General features: G+C 59.7%; 22 protein-coding genes. 12 read left to right on the top strand and 10 right to left on the bottom strand.

The features are described from left to right. Positions 1 to 125: 125 nt before the first annotated feature. The 4 genes from U1A53_RS15190 (at position 126) to U1A53_RS15175 (ending at position 3,088) form a co-directional block, all read left to right on the top strand. Positions 126 to 995: an alpha/beta hydrolase-fold protein gene (locus U1A53_RS15190; RefSeq protein ID WP_322282216.1), complete on the top strand. Its 870-nt coding sequence runs from the start codon at positions 126 to 128 to the stop codon at positions 993 to 995. Positions 996 to 1,093: 98 nt separating this feature from the next. Beyond that, entirely contained in the window at positions 1,094 to 1,966 is an 873-nt protein-coding gene (locus tag U1A53_RS15185; RefSeq protein WP_322282215.1) for an SMP-30/gluconolactonase/LRE family protein, read from the top strand. 8 nt (positions 1,967 to 1,974) lie between these two features. Then, positions 1,975 to 2,169, top strand: coding sequence for a hypothetical protein (locus U1A53_RS15180; protein ID WP_322282213.1), 195 nt, complete (start codon positions 1,975 to 1,977; stop codon positions 2,167 to 2,169). A gap of 154 nt (positions 2,170 to 2,323) precedes the next feature. Continuing rightward, on the top strand, positions 2,324 to 3,088 hold the full coding sequence (locus U1A53_RS15175; protein WP_322282211.1) for a glycosyltransferase: 765 nt from the start codon (positions 2,324 to 2,326) through the stop codon (positions 3,086 to 3,088). Between the two features lie 94 nt (positions 3,089 to 3,182). On the opposite strand, the gene U1A53_RS15170 is transcribed toward U1A53_RS15175, so the two are convergent. Then, positions 3,183 to 3,524 (bottom strand): tetratricopeptide repeat protein, encoded by a 342-nt coding sequence (locus tag U1A53_RS15170; RefSeq protein WP_322282210.1) that lies wholly within the window; start codon positions 3,522 to 3,524, stop codon positions 3,183 to 3,185. 30 nt (positions 3,525 to 3,554) lie between these two features. Beyond that, positions 3,555 to 5,075, bottom strand: a complete 1,521-nt coding sequence (locus tag U1A53_RS15165) for a peptidyl-prolyl cis-trans isomerase (protein ID WP_322282208.1) — start codon at positions 5,073 to 5,075, stop codon at positions 3,555 to 3,557. Between the two features lie 176 nt (positions 5,076 to 5,251). Here U1A53_RS15165 and U1A53_RS15160 point away from each other — a divergent pair, with 176 nt between their 5' ends. Then, the gene (locus U1A53_RS15160) at positions 5,252 to 5,830 is read left to right on the top strand and encodes an SET domain-containing protein-lysine N-methyltransferase (protein ID WP_322282206.1); all 579 of its coding nucleotides are present in this window, start codon (positions 5,252 to 5,254) and stop codon (positions 5,828 to 5,830) included. A 7-nt stretch (positions 5,831 to 5,837) separates the two neighbouring features. On the opposite strand, the gene ruvC is transcribed toward U1A53_RS15160, so the two are convergent. From ruvC to U1A53_RS15140, 4 genes are all read right to left on the bottom strand, one after another. After that, a complete protein-coding gene (gene ruvC / locus U1A53_RS15155; protein WP_322282204.1) occupies positions 5,838 to 6,392 on the bottom strand; it encodes a crossover junction endodeoxyribonuclease RuvC in 555 nt (184 codons plus the stop codon). 1 nt (position 6,393) lies between these two features. Beyond that, positions 6,394 to 6,870, bottom strand: a complete 477-nt coding sequence (locus U1A53_RS15150) for a hypothetical protein (RefSeq protein ID WP_322282202.1) — start codon at positions 6,868 to 6,870, stop codon at positions 6,394 to 6,396. A gap of 10 nt (positions 6,871 to 6,880) precedes the next feature. Further along, positions 6,881 to 7,564 (bottom strand): hypothetical protein, encoded by a 684-nt coding sequence (locus U1A53_RS15145; RefSeq protein ID WP_322282201.1) that lies wholly within the window; start codon positions 7,562 to 7,564, stop codon positions 6,881 to 6,883. A 75-nt stretch (positions 7,565 to 7,639) separates the two neighbouring features. Beyond that, entirely contained in the window at positions 7,640 to 10,102 is a 2,463-nt protein-coding gene (locus U1A53_RS15140) for a protein kinase (RefSeq protein ID WP_322282199.1), read from the bottom strand. 86 nt (positions 10,103 to 10,188) lie between these two features. On the opposite strand from U1A53_RS15140, the gene U1A53_RS15135 reads away from it, so the two are divergent. Beyond that, positions 10,189 to 10,977, top strand: coding sequence for an ATP-binding cassette domain-containing protein (locus U1A53_RS15135; RefSeq protein ID WP_322282197.1), 789 nt, complete (start codon positions 10,189 to 10,191; stop codon positions 10,975 to 10,977). An 18-nt stretch (positions 10,978 to 10,995) separates the two neighbouring features. Next, positions 10,996 to 12,195, top strand: coding sequence for an FtsW/RodA/SpoVE family cell cycle protein (locus tag U1A53_RS15130; RefSeq protein ID WP_322282196.1), 1,200 nt, complete (start codon positions 10,996 to 10,998; stop codon positions 12,193 to 12,195). 39 nt (positions 12,196 to 12,234) lie between these two features. On the opposite strand, the gene U1A53_RS15125 is transcribed toward U1A53_RS15130, so the two are convergent. Further along, positions 12,235 to 13,557: a Gfo/Idh/MocA family oxidoreductase gene (locus U1A53_RS15125; RefSeq protein ID WP_322282194.1), complete on the bottom strand. Its 1,323-nt coding sequence runs from the start codon at positions 13,555 to 13,557 to the stop codon at positions 12,235 to 12,237. A gap of 72 nt (positions 13,558 to 13,629) precedes the next feature. Here U1A53_RS15125 and U1A53_RS15120 point away from each other — a divergent pair, with 72 nt between their 5' ends. The 5 genes from U1A53_RS15120 to U1A53_RS15100 all read left to right on the top strand — a co-directional run bounded on the left by U1A53_RS15120 (position 13,630) and on the right by U1A53_RS15100 (position 17,563). Beyond that, on the top strand, positions 13,630 to 14,322 hold the full coding sequence (locus tag U1A53_RS15120; protein ID WP_322282193.1) for a YggS family pyridoxal phosphate-dependent enzyme: 693 nt from the start codon (positions 13,630 to 13,632) through the stop codon (positions 14,320 to 14,322). A gap of 68 nt (positions 14,323 to 14,390) precedes the next feature. Then, on the top strand, positions 14,391 to 15,134 hold the full coding sequence (locus U1A53_RS15115; RefSeq protein WP_322282191.1) for a hypothetical protein: 744 nt from the start codon (positions 14,391 to 14,393) through the stop codon (positions 15,132 to 15,134). A gap of 91 nt (positions 15,135 to 15,225) precedes the next feature. Then, positions 15,226 to 16,362, top strand: a complete 1,137-nt coding sequence (locus U1A53_RS15110; protein ID WP_322282189.1) for an SH3 domain-containing protein — start codon at positions 15,226 to 15,228, stop codon at positions 16,360 to 16,362. A gap of 23 nt (positions 16,363 to 16,385) precedes the next feature. Beyond that, entirely contained in the window at positions 16,386 to 16,877 is a 492-nt protein-coding gene (locus tag U1A53_RS15105; protein ID WP_322282187.1) for a VOC family protein, read from the top strand. Between the two features lie 110 nt (positions 16,878 to 16,987). Then, a complete protein-coding gene (locus U1A53_RS15100) occupies positions 16,988 to 17,563 on the top strand; it encodes a hypothetical protein (RefSeq protein ID WP_322282186.1) in 576 nt (191 codons plus the stop codon). A gap of 33 nt (positions 17,564 to 17,596) precedes the next feature. Here the strand turns inward: U1A53_RS15100 and U1A53_RS15095 are convergent, their stop codons facing one another. The 3 genes from U1A53_RS15095 to rpmE all read right to left on the bottom strand — a co-directional run bounded on the left by U1A53_RS15095 (position 17,597) and on the right by rpmE (position 19,329). Further along, positions 17,597 to 17,794, bottom strand: coding sequence for a hypothetical protein (locus U1A53_RS15095; protein WP_322282185.1), 198 nt, complete (start codon positions 17,792 to 17,794; stop codon positions 17,597 to 17,599). 69 nt (positions 17,795 to 17,863) lie between these two features. Next, complete coding sequence (gene prfA, locus U1A53_RS15090) at positions 17,864 to 18,943, bottom strand: peptide chain release factor 1 (protein ID WP_322282184.1); 1,080 nt, start codon at positions 18,941 to 18,943, stop codon at positions 17,864 to 17,866. Positions 18,944 to 19,062: 119 nt separating this feature from the next. Continuing rightward, complete coding sequence (gene rpmE / locus U1A53_RS15085) at positions 19,063 to 19,329, bottom strand: 50S ribosomal protein L31 (RefSeq protein ID WP_322282182.1); 267 nt, start codon at positions 19,327 to 19,329, stop codon at positions 19,063 to 19,065. Positions 19,330 to 19,615: the final 286 nt, after the last annotated feature.

Here is a 19,615-nt window from a genome sequence, read left to right as displayed (position 1 = left end):
ATTTGGCGGATCATTCACAAATCTGTCGGTTTGTCAGCAGGAGAATGCATAAACGGTTTGTGTTTAGTTCCGTGTCCACGCATGCCTGCAAGATGTCCTTCTCCGCACTCGTTCGGATTCGACTCATGAAGTTTCTCACCGCCGCCGCTCTTTCGTTGTGTCTCGTCAGTTTCGTCCAGTCCGCTCCGCAGGATGATCAGTATGTCCTCGGACCGGATTCGCAGATCAACAAGGACGTGCCGCAGGGCAAGGTGACGCAGATGCCGGCGTGGACGAACTCGAAGATTTATCCCGGCACGACGCGGGACTGGTGGTTCTACGTTCCGGCCCAATACAAACCCGAACAACCGGCGAACGTGATGGTGTTTTGCGACGGCGGCGGCTTTGTGAAGACGGACGGGCAGTTCCGCGTGCCGGTGGTGTTCGACAATCTCATCGCCAAGGGCGAGATGCCGGTGACGATCGCCATCTTCATCAATCCCGGTGTGTTTCCGACCAGCAATCCGAAGGAGAAGCCGCGCAGCAACCGCAGCTTTGAATACGATTCCCTCGGCGATCTGCATGCCCGCTTCCTGATCGAAGAAATCCTGCCCGAAGTCGCCAAGAGCTACAAGCTGACCGACGATCCCGAAGGCCGGGGCATCTGTGGCAACAGCAGCGGCGGCATCTGCGCCTTCACCGTCGCCTGGGAGCGTCCCGACGCCTTCCGCAAGGTGATCAGCCACATCGGCAGCTTCACCAACATCCGCGGCGGGCATGTGTATCCCGCGCTGATCCGCAAGACCGACAAGAAGCCGCTCAAGGTCTTCCTCCAGGATGGCAAGAACGATCTCGACAACCAGTTCGGCAACTGGCCGCTCGCCAACCAGGACATGGCCGCGTCGCTGAAGTTCGCCGGTTACGATTACCAGTTCGTCCTCGGCGAAGGCACCCACAACGGCAAACACGGCGGTGCGCTGCTGCCGGACACGCTGCGCTGGCTGTGGAAGAAGTGAGACACAAGCCGTTCGTGGTTCCTAGTTCTTGGTTCTTCGCGAGGAACCGCTTGGAAACTAAGAACCAATAACAAATAACCCCGAACCGACTGCTTTTCATGAACCGCCTGCTCCTTTCCCTCAGCCTTCTCGCCACACCCCTCCTCGCGCAAGACACATCATTGCACGATTACCTCATCGACGGCGAGCCGTGGAAGGAAGCCGCCAGTGGCTTTGTCTTCACCGACGGTCTGTGCTGCGATGCGGCGGGGAATCTGTTCTTCACGGACGTGAAGGCGGGGAAGGGGATCTACAAGATCGACGTTGCGACCGGGAAGACGGACTTGTTTCTCGACAACCTGCCGGGCATCAGCGGGCTGCAAATCGGACCCGATGGCCGGTTCTACGCCTGTCACAACAAGGAGCAGCGCATCATCGCCATCACGATGAAGGGCGAGGTGGAGGTGCTGCTCACCGGCGTGAAGTGCAACGACCTCGTGGTGAGCAAGAAGGGCAACCTCTACTTCACCGAGACACCGACCCTGAGCATTCACCTCATCACGAAGGACAAGAAGCACATTGTGGCCGATGCAGGGCATGTGCAGAAGCCGAACGGCATCACGATTTCGCCAGACGAACGCACGCTGGCCGTCTCCGAGCACGGCGGGAAGCATGTCTGGGCTTGGCGCATCGAAGACGATGGCACGTTGACCGGTGGAGCGCCTTACATGACGATGTGGCTGCCAGTTGGCAAAGAAATCGCCTCCGGCGATGGTGCGACGACGGAAGCGAGCGGTCGCTACTTCGTCACCACAGAACTCGGCGTGCAGGTCTTTGATACTGCGGGTCGTCTCGCGGGAATCATCGCCAAACCCGATCCGCTGGGCAAAGTGGTGAGCGTCGAGTTTGCCGGTAAAGACCACGACATCCTCTACATTGCCGCAGGTGAGAAGATTTTCGGTCGCAAGGTCAAGGTGAAGGGGTATTTCTGATACTTCGCGTGAATCGTTGCTGCTATTTCATCATCTGCTGTCTGTGCAGCGTCTCCGCTGTGGCGCTGCTGCCGGGTTGTACTGCGATGGATGCGGCATGGGAGACACTGGATCCGATGGGGCACCGCAGCGAACACCAGGCGCGCTTTTACCCGCGTGGCAAAAGCACTGGCATCAAACTGCCGGGCGACGCAGGTTTCTGACATCACGCGGTCACTTCACCACCTTGCCACCCAGTGAGAGGCAGCGTTCCAGGTGCTGTTTGACAACGAGGCTGGCAGACTCAATGTCGCCCCCACGTGGATGTGGGCTGTACTGTTGGCTGGCATCCACGACCTCATGCAGCCGGTGTCACCGATGATTTCCAAGAAACTCTTCCAGACCTGGCATACCAAGGTTCTTTCGCCTGGGATGCAGGCCAGCGTTGACGCGCTCAAGGCTGCCAATCCCGACTTTGAGCACTATCTTTACGATGATGCAGACTGTCGTGCCTTCATCCAGGAACACTTCCCGACGGAAGTTGCAGACGCCTTCGACGCGCTGGTGCCTGGGGCCTACAAGGCCGACTTGTGGCGTTATTGCGTCCTCCATGTCCATGGCGGCATCTATTTGGACATCAAATTCCGCCCTCTGAACGGATTCCGATTCAGTGAGCTGGAGGACAAGGAGTATTTTTGCCGCGATTTGGATGACACAAAACGAGGCACCCTTGGCATTTACAATGCCATTCTGATCTGCCGAGCCGGGAATCCCATCCTCAAACAGTGCATCGACCAGATTGTGAGGCATGTGGAAGAAGACTATTATGGGTTTGATTATCTGTGCCCGACAGGTCCGGCGCTGATCGGAAGGTTTTTTCTGCCAACAGAAACATTCGAATTGCGACTGGCTCGTTCAGCGAAGCACATCGAATGGAGGAACAGGCCCATTTTGGAAATTTACAAAGGGTATCGTCGAACTCAAAAGAAGGAGGCCATGACGCGTTATTACGAAGCGTGGAGGCGGCGTGAAATTTATGCGAGAAAGGGGCTGCCTGCGGTTGATGGGGCGTCTGGAGTCACTGCACGACAGGCCAGGGGCTCATGGTTGTCGGGGGTGTTCGACCTTCTGCGTTGGAAGTGATCCTCTTGTCCCTTGGGAGGGGCATTGAGCGCGTTCGAAGGCCCGTGAGATTGCGCGGGCACACCTTGAATTGACGGACAGGAGGTCCGTAACCCTACTTCACCACTTTGCCACCGAGACTCAGGATGCGCGCCTTGCCTTTGGCATCCTCGGCTTCGGCGATCTGCTTGTTTGCGACGTACATTTGCGAGAGGGCGGTCCAGGCGAGGAGGTCGTTGGGCTGGAGCGTGGTGGCCATCATGCCGGCACCGATGGCTTCTTTGATCTCGCCGTTACGCAGCAGGGCCATGCCGAGAGCGTGCCAGCTTTCAAAGTGGTCGGGCTGCAAGGCGACGCAGCGGCGGTAGAGGGCGATGGCCTCGGGCAACTCACCAAGAGCGACGTGACCGCTGGCCTCATCATACAAATCTTCGACGGTGGATGGCGAGTCGCTCATGCGCGTCGAGGAATGGCTGGCATGGAATGATCAGGAGACGTCGAGCTTGGTGACGACGCGGGCTTCGTCGTGTTTCTTCTTGAACCAGGACTGGAAGAGGCTCATGCGCTCCTGACGGGAGAGGGAATCGACTTGGTTTTTGCGCACATCGGCACCATCGGGGCGTTTGCGCAGTTCCTTGGCGCTGACGTAGATGAGCAGCGTGCCTTTGTCGTAATCCACAGCGCGGGAAACATTGGCAACGGCGGTTTTGGAGGCCTCCTGGGCGATGAGGAAGGCGTTGGGCACTTCCTGCGGCGGATTGGCGATGTCGATGTCCGGCAGGGCTTCGAGCGTGAGTTTTTTTTCCTTCACGAGGTCGTCGATCTTCTTGCCGGCTTTCAAGCCGTCGTTCAACGCGGTACGGGCGTCGTTGACGGCCTTGGTGCGGGCTTCATCCGCCTTCTGGCCCTGGAGCGTGTCTTTGATCTTGTCCTTCACCTCGGCCAGCGTCTGCTGTTTGGGTTCCTCGATCTGGGTGACATCAAAGACATACCAGCCATTGCTGCCTTCAATTGCCTCTGGCTGCGTTTTGGAATCCTTGGCGCGGGCGAAGATGAGGCCGAGCAGGTTGTTTTCGGTCTTGAGCGCGGCAGGAGGCTCGCCTTGAGGGAAGGCGGGAACGGTTTCGATCTTCTCCTTGGTCTGTTTCGCGGCTTCGGCAAATTTCACGCCGCTGGCGGTCAGTTTGTTGAAGGCGTTCACACGTTCCACCTGCTGGTTCTGCGCTTTCTGGCGCTCTTCGAGCGGCTTCTTGTCGAGATCCTTCGGGTTTTCGAACAGCACGTAGCTCACGGCGCGCTTTTCGAGGGTCTTGTAGCCGTCCTTGTTCTCCTCGTAATACTTTTTGATCTCGTCGTCGGTGACGGCGGCGGCTTTTTTAAAGGCTTCGGTCTCGAAGGTGATCTTGGAGCCTTTGAAGGTGTGGTAGCTGCTGGCGTACTGCTTTTCAGCGGCGAGCGGCGAGGCCACGTAGCTTTTGGTTACGATGTCCTGGAGCTTTTGCAGGCCGAGCGTGTCCTTCATGATGCCGAGCAGGTCGCCGGATTCGAAGCCCATGGAGCCGGCGTTCTCCTCCAGCATCTGGGCGCGGGAGACGTCGAACTTGCCGTTGTTTTGCAGGGCGGGCAGCTTTTCCAGGGCGGCGCGGGCTTCCGCATCGCTGGGGCGGATGCCGAGATCCTCCATGAGGTGGCGTGCCACGAAGAGATTGATGAGCGTGTTCAGGCCGCCACCGCCAAAGCCGCCGTCGGAGGAAAGCATCATCAGCATGGAGGGCAGCTCATAGGCCTGCATGTAATACTGAGCGAACTGGAGGGAGCGCTGCGCACGCTGGACATCGCCGATGGTGTAATCCTTGCCATAGACGGTGAGGGCATGATCGGTGATCTGCGCTTTCTTCTCATAGCCGCTGTCGGTGCGCCAACCTCCCCAGACGGAGAAGGAGACAATGATGATGATCGTCAGGGTGATGAGGAAGGCACCGCGGTGGCGGCGAAAGAATTCGAGCATGAGAGGTCAGGGCGGTTGAAGGGCGCGCAATAAGGCACCGGGGGACGCAGCGGCAACCGGAAAGTGGTTTGCGTTCTGCGGATCGTCGTTGGGAAACATTCCCCCCTCGTTCCTTGACAATGGGGATGCCCGGCACACTTCATGCGCTCCTTTTCCGTCGTCCGCACATACCCCCCATGCCTCAGGCCCCCACGAAACGCTACTGGACCGTCCGCTCCTCCTCCATCCACAACCGTGGCATCTTCGCCCGCTGCGATATTCCCAATGATGTCCCCATCATCGAATACGTCGGCGAAAAAATCACCAAGGCGGAGTCTTCCCGTCGTGGCGATGCGCTGATCCACAAGTCCAAAACAACCGGCTGCGCCGCGGTCTATGTCTTCACGCTCAACCAGCGCCACGACATTGACGGCGCAAAAGGCCGCAACCCGGCGCGCTACATCAATCATTCCTGCGATCCCAATTGCGAGGCCTACATCATCCGCGGCCACATCTGGATCTACTCCCTGCGCGAGATCAAGGCAGGCGAAGAACTGACCTACAACTACGGTTTCGACGTGGACACTTGGGACGAGCATCCCTGCCGCTGCGGCACCGAGCGCTGCGTCGGCTTCATTGTGGAAGAGAAGCAGTGGCCCAAGCTGCTGCGCAAACTGGAGAAGCTCGAACGCGATGTGAAAAGCGGGAAGTTCAAGGTCAATGGCACGAACGGCCACGCCACACCGTTGGAGACAACGAAGAAGAAGCGCGCCTGAGCGCGGTTCACACCCGCCTCTTTTCACGCTCCGTCACACGGGCGGCGGCGCTGTTTTGAAAATGAGTGATGGCGGCGGCGAGCGCATCGGCGGCATCGGCTTCCGGTGTTTCGCGCAGGCGCAGTTGGGCGCGGATCATGAAGGCGACCTGCTCTTTTTGCGCGGCACCACGGCCGACGGCGGCCTGTTTGATCTCACGCGGGGCATATTCATAGATGGGCAGGCCGTGCTCGGCGGCGGCCAGGAGGCAGGCACCGCGTGCGGTGCCGAGCACGATGGCGGTCTTGAAGCTCTGCACGAAAATGGTCGATTCGATGGCGCACACGGTCGGCGCATGCTGCTGGATGACCTCGTTCAAGCCTGCGTGGATGGCGACGAGGCAGCCGGACGGAAGCAGCGCAGGCTTGTTATGAATGACTCCCCAGGCCAGCGCGCGCAACTCACCGCCGGAGCTTTCCACGACCGCCCAGCCGGTTTTACGCAGCGCCGGGTCGATGGCGAGGACACGCTCAACCGCGCTGGCGGCAAGTGCTGCGCCGGAACTGCGGACGATGCGGGCCATCTCAGTGGCGTTTGTTCGACCCGCCCTGGCCGAGGCGGAACAATTGATCGACGGAAACGGCACCGGAACCGAACAGCAGCAGCGTCACGGTGATGAAGAGGTAGAGCCACGCGGCTTCGACCTGCACGGAGCCGTCTTTCTGCAACAAGACGAGCGCGGTGATGATGACCGGCAGGAACAGCACGGCGAACAAGCGTGTCAAAAAACCAAGGATCCAGCTCAACGCCACGGCGGCGACGATCACGGCGGTGAAGGGCGCCAGAAGATGAGCGTAAGGCAGTCCGGCATCATGAAACGCAGGCACCCACGGCCACGGCTGTTCTTTCCAAAAGAAATGATAGGCGCTGACCGCTGCGCTGAAGCCATGCCGTGCCATGAGCAGCGTGCCGGTGCCGATGCGCACGATGGCGACAGTTTTGAACAAGGAACTCAGGGGGCTTTGTGCTGCGGCTGGCGCACCTCCGGTGTATTCGAGCATGGCGTGGAAATCAGATGTCGGGTGAAAGCGTGATGATGTCGCCGGCCTGCGGCGTCCATTTGTCGTTCGCGGCTTCGAGCGAGGTGAAGAATTGGCGCAGGCCCTGACGTGAGATATAAACGCCGCGCGAGGTGGAGCCGGGCTTGCGACCGCCGGTGACGGTGACGGCCTGCTGCACGCTCATGTCTTTAAAGACGGGGATGAACTCGGCTTCGCGCACATCGCCGTTGATGGAGACAACAGGTGTGTTTTCCACGGAGATGATCTGCACGGTGATGGGCCGTGTGTTGCGGCCTGCCACGCGGAACACGGCGGCGATGGAATCGGCCGCCTGAGGCAGTCGCTGGCCGCCGACGCGTGCGGTGCCCACATCAGCCAGCGGCAGCAGGCCCTCTGCATTCACCATGGCGATGCCGCGATAAATGCGGTCGGGGCTGCGTGCGCCTTCATACACTTCCAGCCTGATGGTGTGGCCAAAACCGAGCGTGCCACGCGAATTGAACGGCACATCCGGATCCTCGGCATCCATCTTGTCCGTCTCGGCCATGCCGGGAACCAGCTTGGCCACGGTGTTTCTGCTGGGGAAGCTTATCTTTGGCAGCTTCGGCACCGGAATCTTCTGGATCAGGCCGCAGGAGCAAAGCGCACAAAGAGTGGCTGCAAACACAAGGGGGGCAAGAAGGGCACGCGTCATGGTGGGTCGGGAAACAAGTTCCGGCATGATGGAGGTGCGTGGTGCGATGGCAAGAAGCTTTCGCCGCCAGCAAGGCTACTTCTTCACCAGTTCAAGGGCCTTCACGCGGAAGAGCTGCTCGCGCTCGGGAATTTCAACGGCGTTGATGCGCAGGCGGTGGATGCCGGCCTGCTTGATCTCGACTTCGCCGACGATGCAGGATTTGAACTCCTGGGCGCTGCCGGTGCGCACAACGCTGGTGCGCAGGGTCTGCCCGGCGATGACGACTTCGTAAACGCCCTCCTTTTGCGAGGCGGAGGCCTGGCGCACGGCGATTTCGTATTTCCCGGGCTGTTCGAATTTCAGAAACCAGGCGGCCCAATCGCCCTCATCGAGCCAGTTCACGAGAATATCGGCCATGAGATCCATGCCGCCGAGCTTGGGATAGTCGGCCTTGTCGGCGGAAACAGTGGTGGTGCCGGTGATGGTGGCGACCTTGGTGAGGGTGGTGTTGATTGCCTTGCTGATGGCAGTGGCCTGGGCCTTGCGCTGTGGCTCGCTGACGGCAAGCACATCGAAAAAGGCGGCGGCGTCGGGATCGGTGATACGGCTGAGTGCCGCGAGCGCCTGGTCTTTCTCACGCGCGTCCTTGCTGGCTTCGTAGAGCCGTTTCGCCTGCGCGAACAGTTCTGCCTGCGGCAGCGTGCCGGTCTGTGTGCAGAGCTGTGTGGCCGCGGTGAGCAGCAGCAGGCGGCAGGCGGGATCTATCTCGCGCGGCAGACGTGCGGTGAGGGAGGGCAGGGGATCACACGCGGGCCATTGCGCCATGGCGATGAGCGCGGCCTTGCGCACACTGACAACGGGATCGGCGATGGCTTCGAGAATCACCGCGAGTGACTCGCCGCCGCCCACACGTCCGAGGATGCGCAGCAGCAGGGCGCGGTCAGAATCACCACCATTGCCGTTGCGATACGCGGCGATGACCGGTACCACGGCGGCGTTGCGGTCGCTCTGTGCCTGGATCGCGGAAACGGCGGCCTGTTCGGCGAAGTCGGCTTCTTTTTCAGGCACGTTGTGAAGCTGTTCGAGCAGTTTCGCGAGATCGTCGCCTTGTGTGACGAGGCCGAGCGCGGTCCAGGCAGCACGGCGCACGTTCGAGTCCGCATCCCGCACCAACGGCAAAATCGGGCCGAAGGTGCCGCCGATCTCGCGCAGGCCGATGACTTTGACGAGGTTCGCGCGTGCCATCGGATGCCTGGCCGCACCCAGATGCTGCACGAGCATGGAGTCGATGTAATCACCGCCCTCAACCTGGCTGAGCGCTTGCGCTGCGGCGGCGGTGGTCTTTGGATTTTCGAGGTAGTCAAACAGCAGGCGCATGTCGAGGTCGCTCACCTGCGGTTTGTCGGCGCTGGCGATTTCGGCAAAGCGCTGCAGGCGTCCGGCTTCGCGTGAACGCTCGATGAAGCGTTTCACCGCGAACCCGCCGATGACAATGACGAGAAACGGAATCGTGACGGCCGCCCATTTGGGGAACGGCGCCTTCGCCGGACGTGATGGCAGCGACGGCAGGGAGGTGGCGCTGGTACCCGTGCTGGTGACGAGACGTGAGGAGGAGGTGCCGGATGCGGTGCTGGTGACGAGTTTTTTGCCGCCGGTGGTTTCGACCGGTCCCGTCATCACCTTTCGCCGCACCTTGGCCGGTTCATCAGTGGCCACAGCCACCGGCACCGCCTTTTTGAAGCCGCCTTCATCATAGACCTGCAGCGCCTCGGTGACAGATGCCGGTCGATTGGCGGGAACGCGATTGATGAGCCATTCGACCCACTGCACCGTGTGCGCAGGCAGATCGGGACGCAGGGCGGCGAGCGGTTTCGTGCGGTGATAGAGGTGCGCCACCATCACCTGCGGCATCGTGTCACCGGTGAAGGGATACTTCTGCGTCAGTGCATAATAGAAGACGCAGCCCAGTGCATAGATGTCTGTGCGTGTGTCCACGTCGGCGCGCTCGAACTGCTCAGGGGCCATGAAATGCACGGAGCCGAGCAGCCCGCCTTGGGAGTCCGTGTCCTGCTGCACCGGCTGTTTGGCGGTCTTGGCCAGGCCGAAGTCGAGAATCTTCACCTGGAAGCGCCCGCCGGGCAGCCAGGTGATCATGAGGTTCCCCGGCTTGAGATCGAGGTGAATGATGCCCTGCTCGTGCGCGGCGATCATACCGTCCAGCGTCTGCCGCACCAGCGAGTCGAAATCCTCGGCGGTCAGGGCGCCGCGCATGATGATGTCCTCCAGCGTCTCGCCTTTGACCAGTTCCATGACAATGAACCCGCCCTCATCATCCACTCCGGCGTCGTGAACGGTGACGATGTTCGGATGCTGCAGCACGGACTGCTGCCGTGCCTCGCGGATCAGGGCGTCCACGGCGGAGCCAAAATCGCCCGCCTTGTCGGCGCGGATGCGTTTGACGGCGACTTCGCGACCAAGCTGCTTGTCCCGGGCTCTGAAGACAGTTCCCAGACCGCCTTCAGCGATCGGGGCCAGGAGTTCGTAGCGTTCGTTCATGTGCGGGCGGATGCTGGCACTTCCAGGCTTTGACGCAATGAAACTTTCGCGTGATGCAGCACCTGTGCTAAAATGATCCCTTCAACATGCCTCTGCTCCGCGTTCAAGATCTCAAAATTCACTTCCCCGTGCGCGGGGGCTGGTTTGGCCGTGCCAAAGATGTCATCAAGGCGGTGGACAAGGTCAGCTTTGAAGTCATGGAGGGCAGCACCGTCGGTCTCGTGGGCGAAAGCGGCAGCGGCAAGTCCACCGTGGCCCGGGCGCTGCTCAAGCTCACCCCCGTCACCGGCGGCAGCGTCACCTATCGCAATCGTGAGGTGCTGCCGATGCCCGAGAGCGAGTTCCGTCCACTGCGCAAGGAAATGCAGATGGTGTTTCAGGATCCCATCGGCTCGCTGAACCCGCGCATGACGGTCGAATCGATTCTGGGCGAGCCGTTGCAGATTCATTTCAAAGACAAATCGCGTGACGAGCGCCGTGAAATCTCCGCAGGACTGCTCAAAAAGGTCGGTCTGCCCGAAGAGTCTCTGCAACGCTACCCGCATGAGTTCAGCGGCGGCCAGCGGCAGCGCATCGGCATCGCACGGGCACTGGCGGTACGGCCGAAATTCCTGATCTGCGACGAACCGGTCAGTGCGCTCGATGTCAGCGTGCAGGCGCAGATTCTGAACCTGCTCAAGGACTTGCAGGAGGAGTTCAATCTCACGCTGCTCTTCATCGCCCATGATCTGGCCGTCGTCCGCCACATGAGTGACCGCATCGTCGTCATGCATCACGGTAAAGTCGTCGAGCAGGGGGATGCTGATGAAATCTGCGAGAACCCGCGCCACGACTACACCCAGAAGCTGCTCGACGCCGTGCCGCAGCTCGATTGATTTTCACTTTCACGTCCCATGACTCCTCTTTTCAAGAAATTCCTCGGCATGAACTGGCTGTTGGTGTTGAACATCGTTGGCCTCATCGTCTTTGGCGTGTACGCCATCTTCAATGCCTCCGCGCACAAGGAGGAGGCCGAGTTCGCCATGAAATGGCGTGACCAGATCCGCTGGGTGGCCATGGGCCTGCCGTTCTTTTTCGCGGCCTCGTTGATTGATTACAAATGGGTGCGCTGGGCCTGCGTGCCGATGTATCTCGCCGGCATTGCGGGTCTCGTGGCCGTCCTGGCCATCGGAGTGGAAATCGGCGGCAACAAGGCCTGGATTCGCGTCGGCGGTCAGATGATCCAGCCATCTCAGTTTGCCATCATGTCCGGTATTTTGATCCTGGCCGTGATCTTTGGTGAACTGCCGAGGATGCTGCCGGTGTTCCGCCGCCCCTGGCTGCGCATCATGGCTGCCGGACTGTTTGCAGGCATTCCCGCCATGATGGTCATCAAGGAAGATTTGGGCTCCGGTCTCGTCTGGGGGCCGGTGTTTCTCTCCATGATGCTGGTCGGCAGCATCCCGTTTCGCTATCTCATCACGCTGCTTCTGGGCGTCGCCAGCGTGGTGCCTCTGGTGTATGTCTTCGCGCTCAAACCCTACCAGCAGGCGCGCATCAACTCGACGTGGTACATGGCCACCAACCAGTTGGACAAGGTTGACCTGCAAAATGAAGGCTGGGTGGCCAAGCACCTGCAGATCGCCGTTTCCACCGGCGGATTGGAAGGCAAGGGGCCCGAATCAAAGAAGGTTCCCGATCAGGCATCCATCCACCGCACCTTCTTCCCGCACGAATCCATCAACGATTTCATCTTCGGCGTCGTCGCCGAGGAATTCGGTTTCCGCGGGTCCATCCTGCTGCTTTCAGGCATGCTGCTGCTGCTGCTGCAAAGCGTCTTTGTAGCGTTCTGTGCCCGTGATCAGCTCGGACGACTCATCGTCGTCGGCGTGGTGGCGATGTTTTTTGTGCACACCTTCCAGAACGCCGGCATGAACCTCGTCATGCTGCCGGTCATCGGCCTGCCCATGCCCTTCATCAGCTACGGCGGCACGTTTGTCGTCGTGACGCTCTTCCTCATGGGCATGGTGCAAAGCGTCTGGGTTCACCGCAACATCTCCTCCGTGAAGAAGAAACGCGCAGTGAACAGTGATCGTGGTGACGACGAGGAATAAGAAGGTGTTTCACCACCTTCGTCATTCTGATTTCGTCACTCACACCAGTTCCCAGCCCTTGCGGTAGTCGCGGCGTACCATCTTGTCAGCGGCCTCCGAGTTTGGAATCTTCAACGCAGGAGCGTCCCATTGCAGCGTTTCATTCGGGAAGGCGCTGGCGAGGCAGCCGAGCAGCACGGCCTCGGTGAGCGGTCCGGCGTAGTCGAAGTTGGCGGTGGGTTTCTGGCTGCCGCCTTTGAGGCAGCAGTCGATGAAATCGGCCCAGTGGTTGCGGGGCTCAAGTTTCGGATACTTGTGGCCGGTGAACTTGTCGCGCGGGTAGAGCATGGGGGTGGAACCATGCGGGTGCAGCAGGACACCCTCGGTGCCGAGGTAGATCGTGCCCTGGCCGGGGAATTTCTTCACATCGTCGCCGATCAAGGCCATGACTTCGGACGGCGGACGCGCATCACCGTCGGTCCAGGTGACCTTGATGCTTTCACCAGCGGTGAACTGGGTGCCTTTGAAGGTGTATTCGACGACGGCGTTGATGGCCCAGTTGTCCTTGTTCGGCACGGGGCCGCTGGATTTCACCGAGATCGGTGCGGCGAGGTCGAGAGAACGGAACCAGCCGCTGAACATGTGGCAGCCCATGTCGCCCAGCGTGCCGGTGCCGAAGTCACGGCGTTTGCGCCAGTTGCCGGGATGATCGTATTTTTCGATGTAGCTGCGCTCGCTGGCGACGCCGAGCCACTTGTTCCAATCGAAACCTTCAGGAATGGGATCGCTTTTCACCGGACGCACTTCCATGTCGCCCCACTTCTTATTGGAGAAGGTGTGGGCTTCCTTCACCTTGCCGATGGCTCCTATCTGGATGAGTTCGACGGCGAGGCGCTCGGAGAAGTCCGAGGAAACCTGGATGCCCATCTGTGTCATCACACCCTTCTCACGCGCACGCTCCACCATCTGGCGGCATTCCCACAGGTTGTGCGCCAGCGGCTTCTGGCCATAGACGTGCTTACCTTTCGCGATGGCGGCGAGACCGATGCTGCCGTGCATGTGGTCGGGGGTGGAAACGTTCACGCTGTCGATGTTCGCGGCTTCCTTCTCCAACAGCTCACGCCAGTCCTGATAGACCTTGATGTTCGGCCACTTCTCCTGCGCCTTTTTGAAATTGCGTGTGTCCACGTCGCACACCGCCACCAGCTCCCACATCGGATGATTCGACATCGCGCTCATGTCCGACATCGACATGCCAGCCGCGCCGAAAGCCGCATGACGCAGCTTGCCGTTCGGTGACGCGGCACGCATGCCGGTGGTGACCCAGGGGGCGGCGAACAGAGTGGCGGCGGACTGGCGGATGAAATGGCGGCGTGATTGCATGTGGGGTGGCTTGGTTGAGCGCGAAAATACGTTGCGCAGGCCGTTCATCTTCCGTCTTCTCTCTGCAAAACCATGTCCGACATCCACGAACGTCTCCAGGCCATCCGCGCACGCATGGCCACCGCCGCGACACGCTGCGGGCGCGATCCCGCCACCGTCCAGCTTCTCGCCGTTTCCAAAACCTTCCCCGTCGAATCCATTCAGGAAGCCGTGGAGGGAGGACAGCTCCTCTTTGGCGAAAACAAGGTGCAGGAACTCCTCGCGAAAGCCCCGCTGCTGCCTGCCAAACTCGAATGGCATCTCATCGGTCATCTGCAATCCAACAAAGTGCGCAAAATCCTCCCGGTGGCGCGCTGCATTCACAGCATCGACTCCCTCGACCTCGCCCGCGATGTGGATCGCATCGCCAGCGAACTGGGTCTGTTCCCCAAAGTCCTCATTGAGGTCAACCTTGCCGCTGAAAGCACCAAGCACGGCTTCAATGCCGCAACGCTGCGCTCCAGCCTCGAAGCCTTGTATGCTCTCCGCCGCCTGGAGATTCAGGGCCTTATGTGCATCCCTCCCTTCGATCCTGATCCCACGAAAAGCCGCCCTCACTTCATCGAACTCCGCGAACTCCGCGACGAACTCGAAAAGCTCGGAGGCGCACCGCTTTCGCAACTCAGCATGGGCATGAGCCATGATTTCGAGATCGCCATTGAGGAAGGCGCGACGATTGTCCGTGTTGGCAGCGCGATCTTCGGCGAGCGGAAGGCGAAGATGTAGTCAAACAGTCAAGCCATCGTCAAGCATCGAGCCTTGACCTCTTGACCATGCTTGACACTCCTTGACCCATGACTCGCCTCCTCATCTTCCCGCTGCTCCTTTCCGTCTCCTTCGCCGCCGATCTGCCCAAGGTTCCGTCCAAATCCATCGCCGCGAAGCAGCAGGAGCTTTTCGCCGATGATTTCCAAGGCACCGAGCCTGCCAAGGTCTGGCACAAGGTCGTGCCCACCTTCGCCATCGAAAACGGCACGCTCAAAGGCACGCAGACGCGCGACGTGACCATCCCCGCTGCCAACGGCAAGCCGGAGATCCGAGCCCATGCCGCTGTGCATGGCCTTGAGATCCCCACGAAGGACAGCGTCGTCGAGTGCAGGATCAAGTTTGAAGGTGCGACGATGATCGACGTCGAGTTCGACGACCGCAAATACACAGGCTGCCACTACGGCCATATCTGCCGCGCCCAGGTCCGCCTCAACGGTGTCACGATCATCGACGAGAAAGACGGCAACATGCGCAACGACATCTACGAGATGAAGAAAGACCCCGCGAAAAAGGCTGAGGTTGCCAAATTGCTCGTGGGTCGCCAGATCACTTACCCCGCCAAGCTTGAAACGGGCAAATGGTACACTCTCGTCGTAGAAACAGTCGGTGATGAGATGCGCGTCACCATCGACGGCAAACCTGCGGCCTATTTGAAATCCTCCGGCATCGCCCACGCCACCAAGTCCAAGATCGAACTCGGCGTTGCGGGCAAAGACGGCTTCTTCGACGACGTCAAAGTCTGGAATGCCGAAGCGAGCGGCGTGAAATAACCGAGGGCAACATCGCCCGCCGATCGCTACTGGTAAAGATTTGTGCCCGATCGGTGCCATCGGAAGCGGCGTCTCGTGCGTATATGAGAGCATGCACAGGCCCTCTCTGATCCAATTTGGCCTTTTCTTGGGGATGGCGCTGCTCGCCGTTGCCGGGGAAAAGGGTGTCATCAATGATCCCGATGGGTTCACCAACCTTCGTGCCGGACCGAGCGCCGATGCGGCGGTCGTTGCCAGGGTAAATGCCGACGAGCCATTCGAGTTTGAGGAAGAGCCGGAAAAGGAGTGGTGGAAGGTGACGCTGGCCTCCGGCAAGACGGGCTGGATGCATTCCAGCCGCATCCGGCTTCATTTCACCCTCGATGAGATTCCGGAGAAGGATGAGGAAGGCTGTGAAGTCGGCGAATACGCGAAGGCTCGTGGTTTCGACTATAACGCCACGGCTCGTGCGGCGGCCAAGGGGGAGCCAGCGGCGATGAAGCGTTACTTCGGCATCAATGACACCGATGGTGCGGCCTCCGAAAGTCACTCTTACTGCTTCAACACCGTGATTCACATCCTTGGCGATGACAAACTCGCGGCTTTCCTGAGCCAGCAGCCGCTGGACTACCGTCTCGACGTTCGCCACCATATGGGCGGTGGCGAGTATGCGGAGCGCACTTTTCCCAAGACCGCGAAGTTGCTCTTTCAGAAGGAACTCGTGGACTGGCCATCTCCTGATGGGCGTTACGCCATTCGCAAAGTCTTTTCAGACGCACAGGTGGATCACACATCCAAGGTGGTGCGTGCGGAAGTGATCGAGAAAGCGACGGGCAAAGCCATCGCCGATCTCACCGACGCCGATATTGGCAAAGGTGCCTGGCGTGAGGGCAGAGTGCTGTGGTCGCCGGATTCGAAGCGCTTCGCCTTCTTCTCCGGCGCACAGGCATCCACGGGTAGCACGGTCGTTTATGAGGACGATGGCAAGACTTTCACCCGAGCGAAATTGCCCGAGGTGAAGTTTCCGGGACGCGACACCGATGCGGAGCTGAAAAACGCCAAGCATGAGTGGGCCTATGTCGAACCGTTGCGCTGGGAGCGGCCTGATGTGCTCGTCTTGAGTCACCACGACTACTTTAGAAGCAAGCATGACGACGGCTCCCTTCACGACGTCGGCCGCACCTACGAGATCACGCACGACTTCACCAAACGCGAAGCCACGGCGAAGGTGCGGCGATTCGATGAGTGAAATCCAAAACCGATCTCCCCACCATGAAATTGAAACTCAGCCCCTGCCTGTGGTTTGACGATCAGGCCGAAGCCGCCGCCAACTTCTACATCGGCATTTTCAAAGACTCGAAGATCACCGCCATCTCGCGCTACCCGGATGCTGGACAAGAAATTCACGGCAAGCCGGCCGGCTCCGTGTTGATCGTGGTGTTTGAGTTGGAGGGACAGTCGTTCACCGCGCTCAACGGCGGCCCTGACTTCAAGTTCAGCGAAGCCATCTCGTTCCAGATCGAATGCACGACGCAGGTGGAGGTGGACTACTACTGGGAGAAACTCGGCGAAGGCGGCGATCCGAAGGCGCAGCAGTGCGGCTGGGTGAAAGACAAGTTCGGTCTCTCCTGGCAGGTCGTTCCCAAGATTTTGCCCGAACTGCTCACTGATCCCGATACCACTAAGTCCCAGCGGGCATTTCAAGCCATGCTCCAGATGAAGAAGCTCGACATCGCCGCGTTGCAGCGTGCCTTTGCCGGATGACGTAGGTTGCCGTCCTTCACCGACGCCCACCTTTTCAATAATATCATCGTGGAGAAGCTACATCTGGTTTCGCATGTTGCGCGAGGACGGGTGTTCTCTACATTGGCGTGATGACCCCGAGGGGCTTTATCATTGTCGGCATTGTGGCTTTCCTCGTGTGGATCGTCGGTGCCATCGTAATCTGGCAAGTATTCCCCCGCATGGAGACACGCGGTCAGTTTGGTGATATGTTCGGCGCTTTGACATCACTATTCTCTGTTGCGAGCTTCATCGGAGTGCTCATTGCCCTCCATGTGCAGCAGGTTCAGGTTCACGAAGCGAACAAGGTTGCACGGGAAACAACGCAAGCCGGTGCGTTCAAGGCGGTGTTTGACATCATTCAGGATCCAAAGTTTGTCGATGCTCGGGATGAGATCCTTCGACTTCGAAAACAGCGGATTGACTGGGCAGCTACCGACTCCAAAGCGCCCGAAGTTGTGTGCAAAAACTACAATACCGTCGGAGTGCTCTGCCGTGAGCAATATGTCAAACTGGATATTGTTGCTGCCGTCTGGGGCAGGTCCATTATCGACTGTTGGAAAAAGGTTGGCGGATTTGTTGAAATCGAGCGCTGCAGTGACCCGTTTTTTGCAAAGGATTACGAAGGCCTCGTGAAGCAAGTGGAAAGCCTAATTCCGCAGGAATAATGAGATCTTGATGCGTATGAATTGCCGGTCATTTCACTTGCCCGGCTTCGTGCCTGTGGCAGCGATGCGCGTGAGAGACACGCGGCTGTTGCTGCCGCGCGTGCGGCCAAACTCGGAGGTGGTCACCCGCGAGAGGTCATCGTTCACAAAGGTCGTGCCGGAGTTGCCGGGATCATCCCGTTCCGGCGAGATCGGCACCGTGATGCGGTTTTGGTCCGGGCAGCGTAGCACGAGGTCAAAGCGCTCGCCGAACTTCGTCAGCTGAAACTGCTGGAAGCCGACGCCACGAAAAAGCTGCCTTTAATTCAGTCCGGCCTCGGCAAGGCGTTCCTTCAGGTCGCTGGCGAGGAGCGCCTGGGTGATGGGTTCGATGCGGCCTTCGACGAACTGGTCGAGATTGTAGAGGGTCAGCTCGATGCGGTGGTCGGTGACGCGGTTCTGCGGGTAGTTGTAAGTGCGGATCTTTTCCTCGCGGCCGCCGCTGCCGATGAGGGTGCGGCGGTTGGCGGAGTATTTGGCGGCCTCTTCCTGCTGCTTCTTTTCGAGCAGGCGTGAGCGCAGGATGCTGAGGGCTTTTTCCTTGTTCTTGATCTGGCTGCGGCCGTCCTGGCAGCGGACGATGGTGCCGGTGGGGATGTGCATGACCTGCACGGCGGAGTCGGTGGTGTTCACGCCCTGACCGCCGGCGCCAGAAGAACGGCAGACTTCGATGCGGACTTCGTCGGACTTGAGTTCAAAATCGACCTCCTCGGCCTCAGGCAGCACGGCGACGGTGGCGGCGGAGGTGTGGATGCGGCCCTGCGCTTCAGTGGCGGGGACGCGCTGGACGCGATGGACGCCGCTTTCGTATTTGAGGACGCGATACACATCATCGCCGCTGATCTTGACGATGACCTCTTTGAAGCCGCCGACTTCGGACGGGCTGGTGTCGAGGGATTCGACCTTCCAGCCACGGTTTTCGGCGAAGCGGGTGTACATGCGCAGCAGATCGGCGGCAAAGAGGCTGGCTTCATCGCCGCCGGTGCCGGCGCGGATTTCGAGGATGACATCGCGGCCTTCGAGCGGGTCGGGCGGCAGAATGGATTCCTGGATGGCCTTTTCGAGATCGACGAGACGCTGTTCGAGCACGGGAATTTCGGCGGCAGCCATCTCGGCGATTTCGCGGTCGTCCTGGGACTTGGCCATGTCGCGATTCTCGATCAGCTCGACTTGCGCTTTTTCATAAGCGGCCCAGTCGGCGAGGAGTTTTTGCAGGTTGCGATGTTCGCGCAGCAGGTCGCCGGCCTTTTTGGGGTCGTCGTAGAAATTCGGTCGGCCGATGACGTCTTCGAGGTCGGCGAAGCGGGTGCGTTTGCCGGCGATGACGGCGGAGTAGTCCATGGGAAGGGAAAAGCTGAAAAACTGAAAAACTGAAATGCTGAAAAGCGGAAACGGGAAAAGCAAAACGGTGCCCAGCACGAAGGCATGGGCACCGTTTGGCTAAAAGAGACTTTTGAGAGCTAAGCTTCGGCTTCGACGGCAGCAGCAGGAGCGGCAGCTTCGACCTTCGGAGCATTGCGGCGGGCGCGGGTGGAACCGTAGCGCTGGGCGAACTTGTCCACGCGACCGGCGGTGTCGATGAAACGCTGCTCACCGGTGAAGTAAGGGTGGCAGGAGGAGCAGATGCCGATACGGAGGTTCGGCACGGTGGAGATCGTGTTATAGACGGTTCCGCAGGTGCAGGTGATCGTCGTTTCGGAGGCCTTGGGATGGATGTTTTCTTTCATAATGATGAGACCACGTGACCAGACGAGGCGCGGAATGCTGCTTTCGCCGGGGCGTGGGGCGCGGATGGTAGTGGTTTTTTTGGGAGGGTCAAGGAGAGAGTCCGCTTGATCCAAGCCGTTGGGGGGAGGCTTGGAGCCGGGTTGTTTGAGCCTTCTTCGTTTATGTGGACAGCAAAAGTTGGGTGACAACCCAAACCGACATGAACAAGACGACAACGACAAAACGCACCTTTGACGAGCAGTTCAAGCGCGACGCAGTCGCGCTGCTTGAGGGTGGCCGCAAGGC

The sequence above is a fragment of the Prosthecobacter sp. genome (assembly GCF_034366625.1).
GTDB lineage: Bacteria > Verrucomicrobiota > Verrucomicrobiia > Verrucomicrobiales > Verrucomicrobiaceae > Prosthecobacter.
The sequence above is the reverse complement of the archived record's forward strand: the minus strand, read 5'-3'. Positions and strand labels throughout refer to the sequence as shown.

Bases quoted from the DNA above. Each gene is read 5' to 3' on its own strand.
- U1A53_RS15190 (WP_322282216.1), top strand. From the start codon at position 126: ATGAAGTTTCTCACCGCCGCCGCTCTTTCGTTGTGTCTCGTCAGTTTC.
- U1A53_RS15185 (WP_322282215.1), top strand. From the start codon at position 1,094: ATGAACCGCCTGCTCCTTTCCCTCAGCCTTCTCGCCACACCCCTCCTC.
- U1A53_RS15175 (WP_322282211.1), top strand. From the start codon at position 2,324: ATGATTTCCAAGAAACTCTTCCAGACCTGGCATACCAAGGTTCTTTCG.
- U1A53_RS15170 (WP_322282210.1), bottom strand. From the start codon at position 3,524: ATGAGCGACTCGCCATCCACCGTCGAAGATTTGTATGATGAGGCCAGC.
- U1A53_RS15165 (WP_322282208.1), bottom strand. From the start codon at position 5,075: ATGCTCGAATTCTTTCGCCGCCACCGCGGTGCCTTCCTCATCACCCTG.
- U1A53_RS15160 (WP_322282206.1), top strand. From the start codon at position 5,252: ATGCCTCAGGCCCCCACGAAACGCTACTGGACCGTCCGCTCCTCCTCC.
- ruvC (WP_322282204.1), bottom strand. From the start codon at position 6,392: ATGGCCCGCATCGTCCGCAGTTCCGGCGCAGCACTTGCCGCCAGCGCG.
- U1A53_RS15150 (WP_322282202.1), bottom strand. From the start codon at position 6,870: ATGCTCGAATACACCGGAGGTGCGCCAGCCGCAGCACAAAGCCCCCTG.
- U1A53_RS15145 (WP_322282201.1), bottom strand. From the start codon at position 7,564: ATGACGCGTGCCCTTCTTGCCCCCCTTGTGTTTGCAGCCACTCTTTGT.
- U1A53_RS15140 (WP_322282199.1), bottom strand. From the start codon at position 10,102: ATGAACGAACGCTACGAACTCCTGGCCCCGATCGCTGAAGGCGGTCTG.
- U1A53_RS15135 (WP_322282197.1), top strand. From the start codon at position 10,189: ATGCCTCTGCTCCGCGTTCAAGATCTCAAAATTCACTTCCCCGTGCGC.
- U1A53_RS15130 (WP_322282196.1), top strand. From the start codon at position 10,996: ATGACTCCTCTTTTCAAGAAATTCCTCGGCATGAACTGGCTGTTGGTG.
- U1A53_RS15125 (WP_322282194.1), bottom strand. From the start codon at position 13,557: ATGCAATCACGCCGCCATTTCATCCGCCAGTCCGCCGCCACTCTGTTC.
- U1A53_RS15120 (WP_322282193.1), top strand. From the start codon at position 13,630: ATGTCCGACATCCACGAACGTCTCCAGGCCATCCGCGCACGCATGGCC.
- U1A53_RS15115 (WP_322282191.1), top strand. From the start codon at position 14,391: ATGACTCGCCTCCTCATCTTCCCGCTGCTCCTTTCCGTCTCCTTCGCC.
- U1A53_RS15110 (WP_322282189.1), top strand. From the start codon at position 15,226: ATGCACAGGCCCTCTCTGATCCAATTTGGCCTTTTCTTGGGGATGGCG.
- U1A53_RS15105 (WP_322282187.1), top strand. From the start codon at position 16,386: ATGAAATTGAAACTCAGCCCCTGCCTGTGGTTTGACGATCAGGCCGAA.
- U1A53_RS15100 (WP_322282186.1), top strand. From the start codon at position 16,988: ATGACCCCGAGGGGCTTTATCATTGTCGGCATTGTGGCTTTCCTCGTG.
- prfA (WP_322282184.1), bottom strand. From the start codon at position 18,943: ATGGACTACTCCGCCGTCATCGCCGGCAAACGCACCCGCTTCGCCGAC.
- rpmE (WP_322282182.1), bottom strand. From the start codon at position 19,329: ATGAAAGAAAACATCCATCCCAAGGCCTCCGAAACGACGATCACCTGC.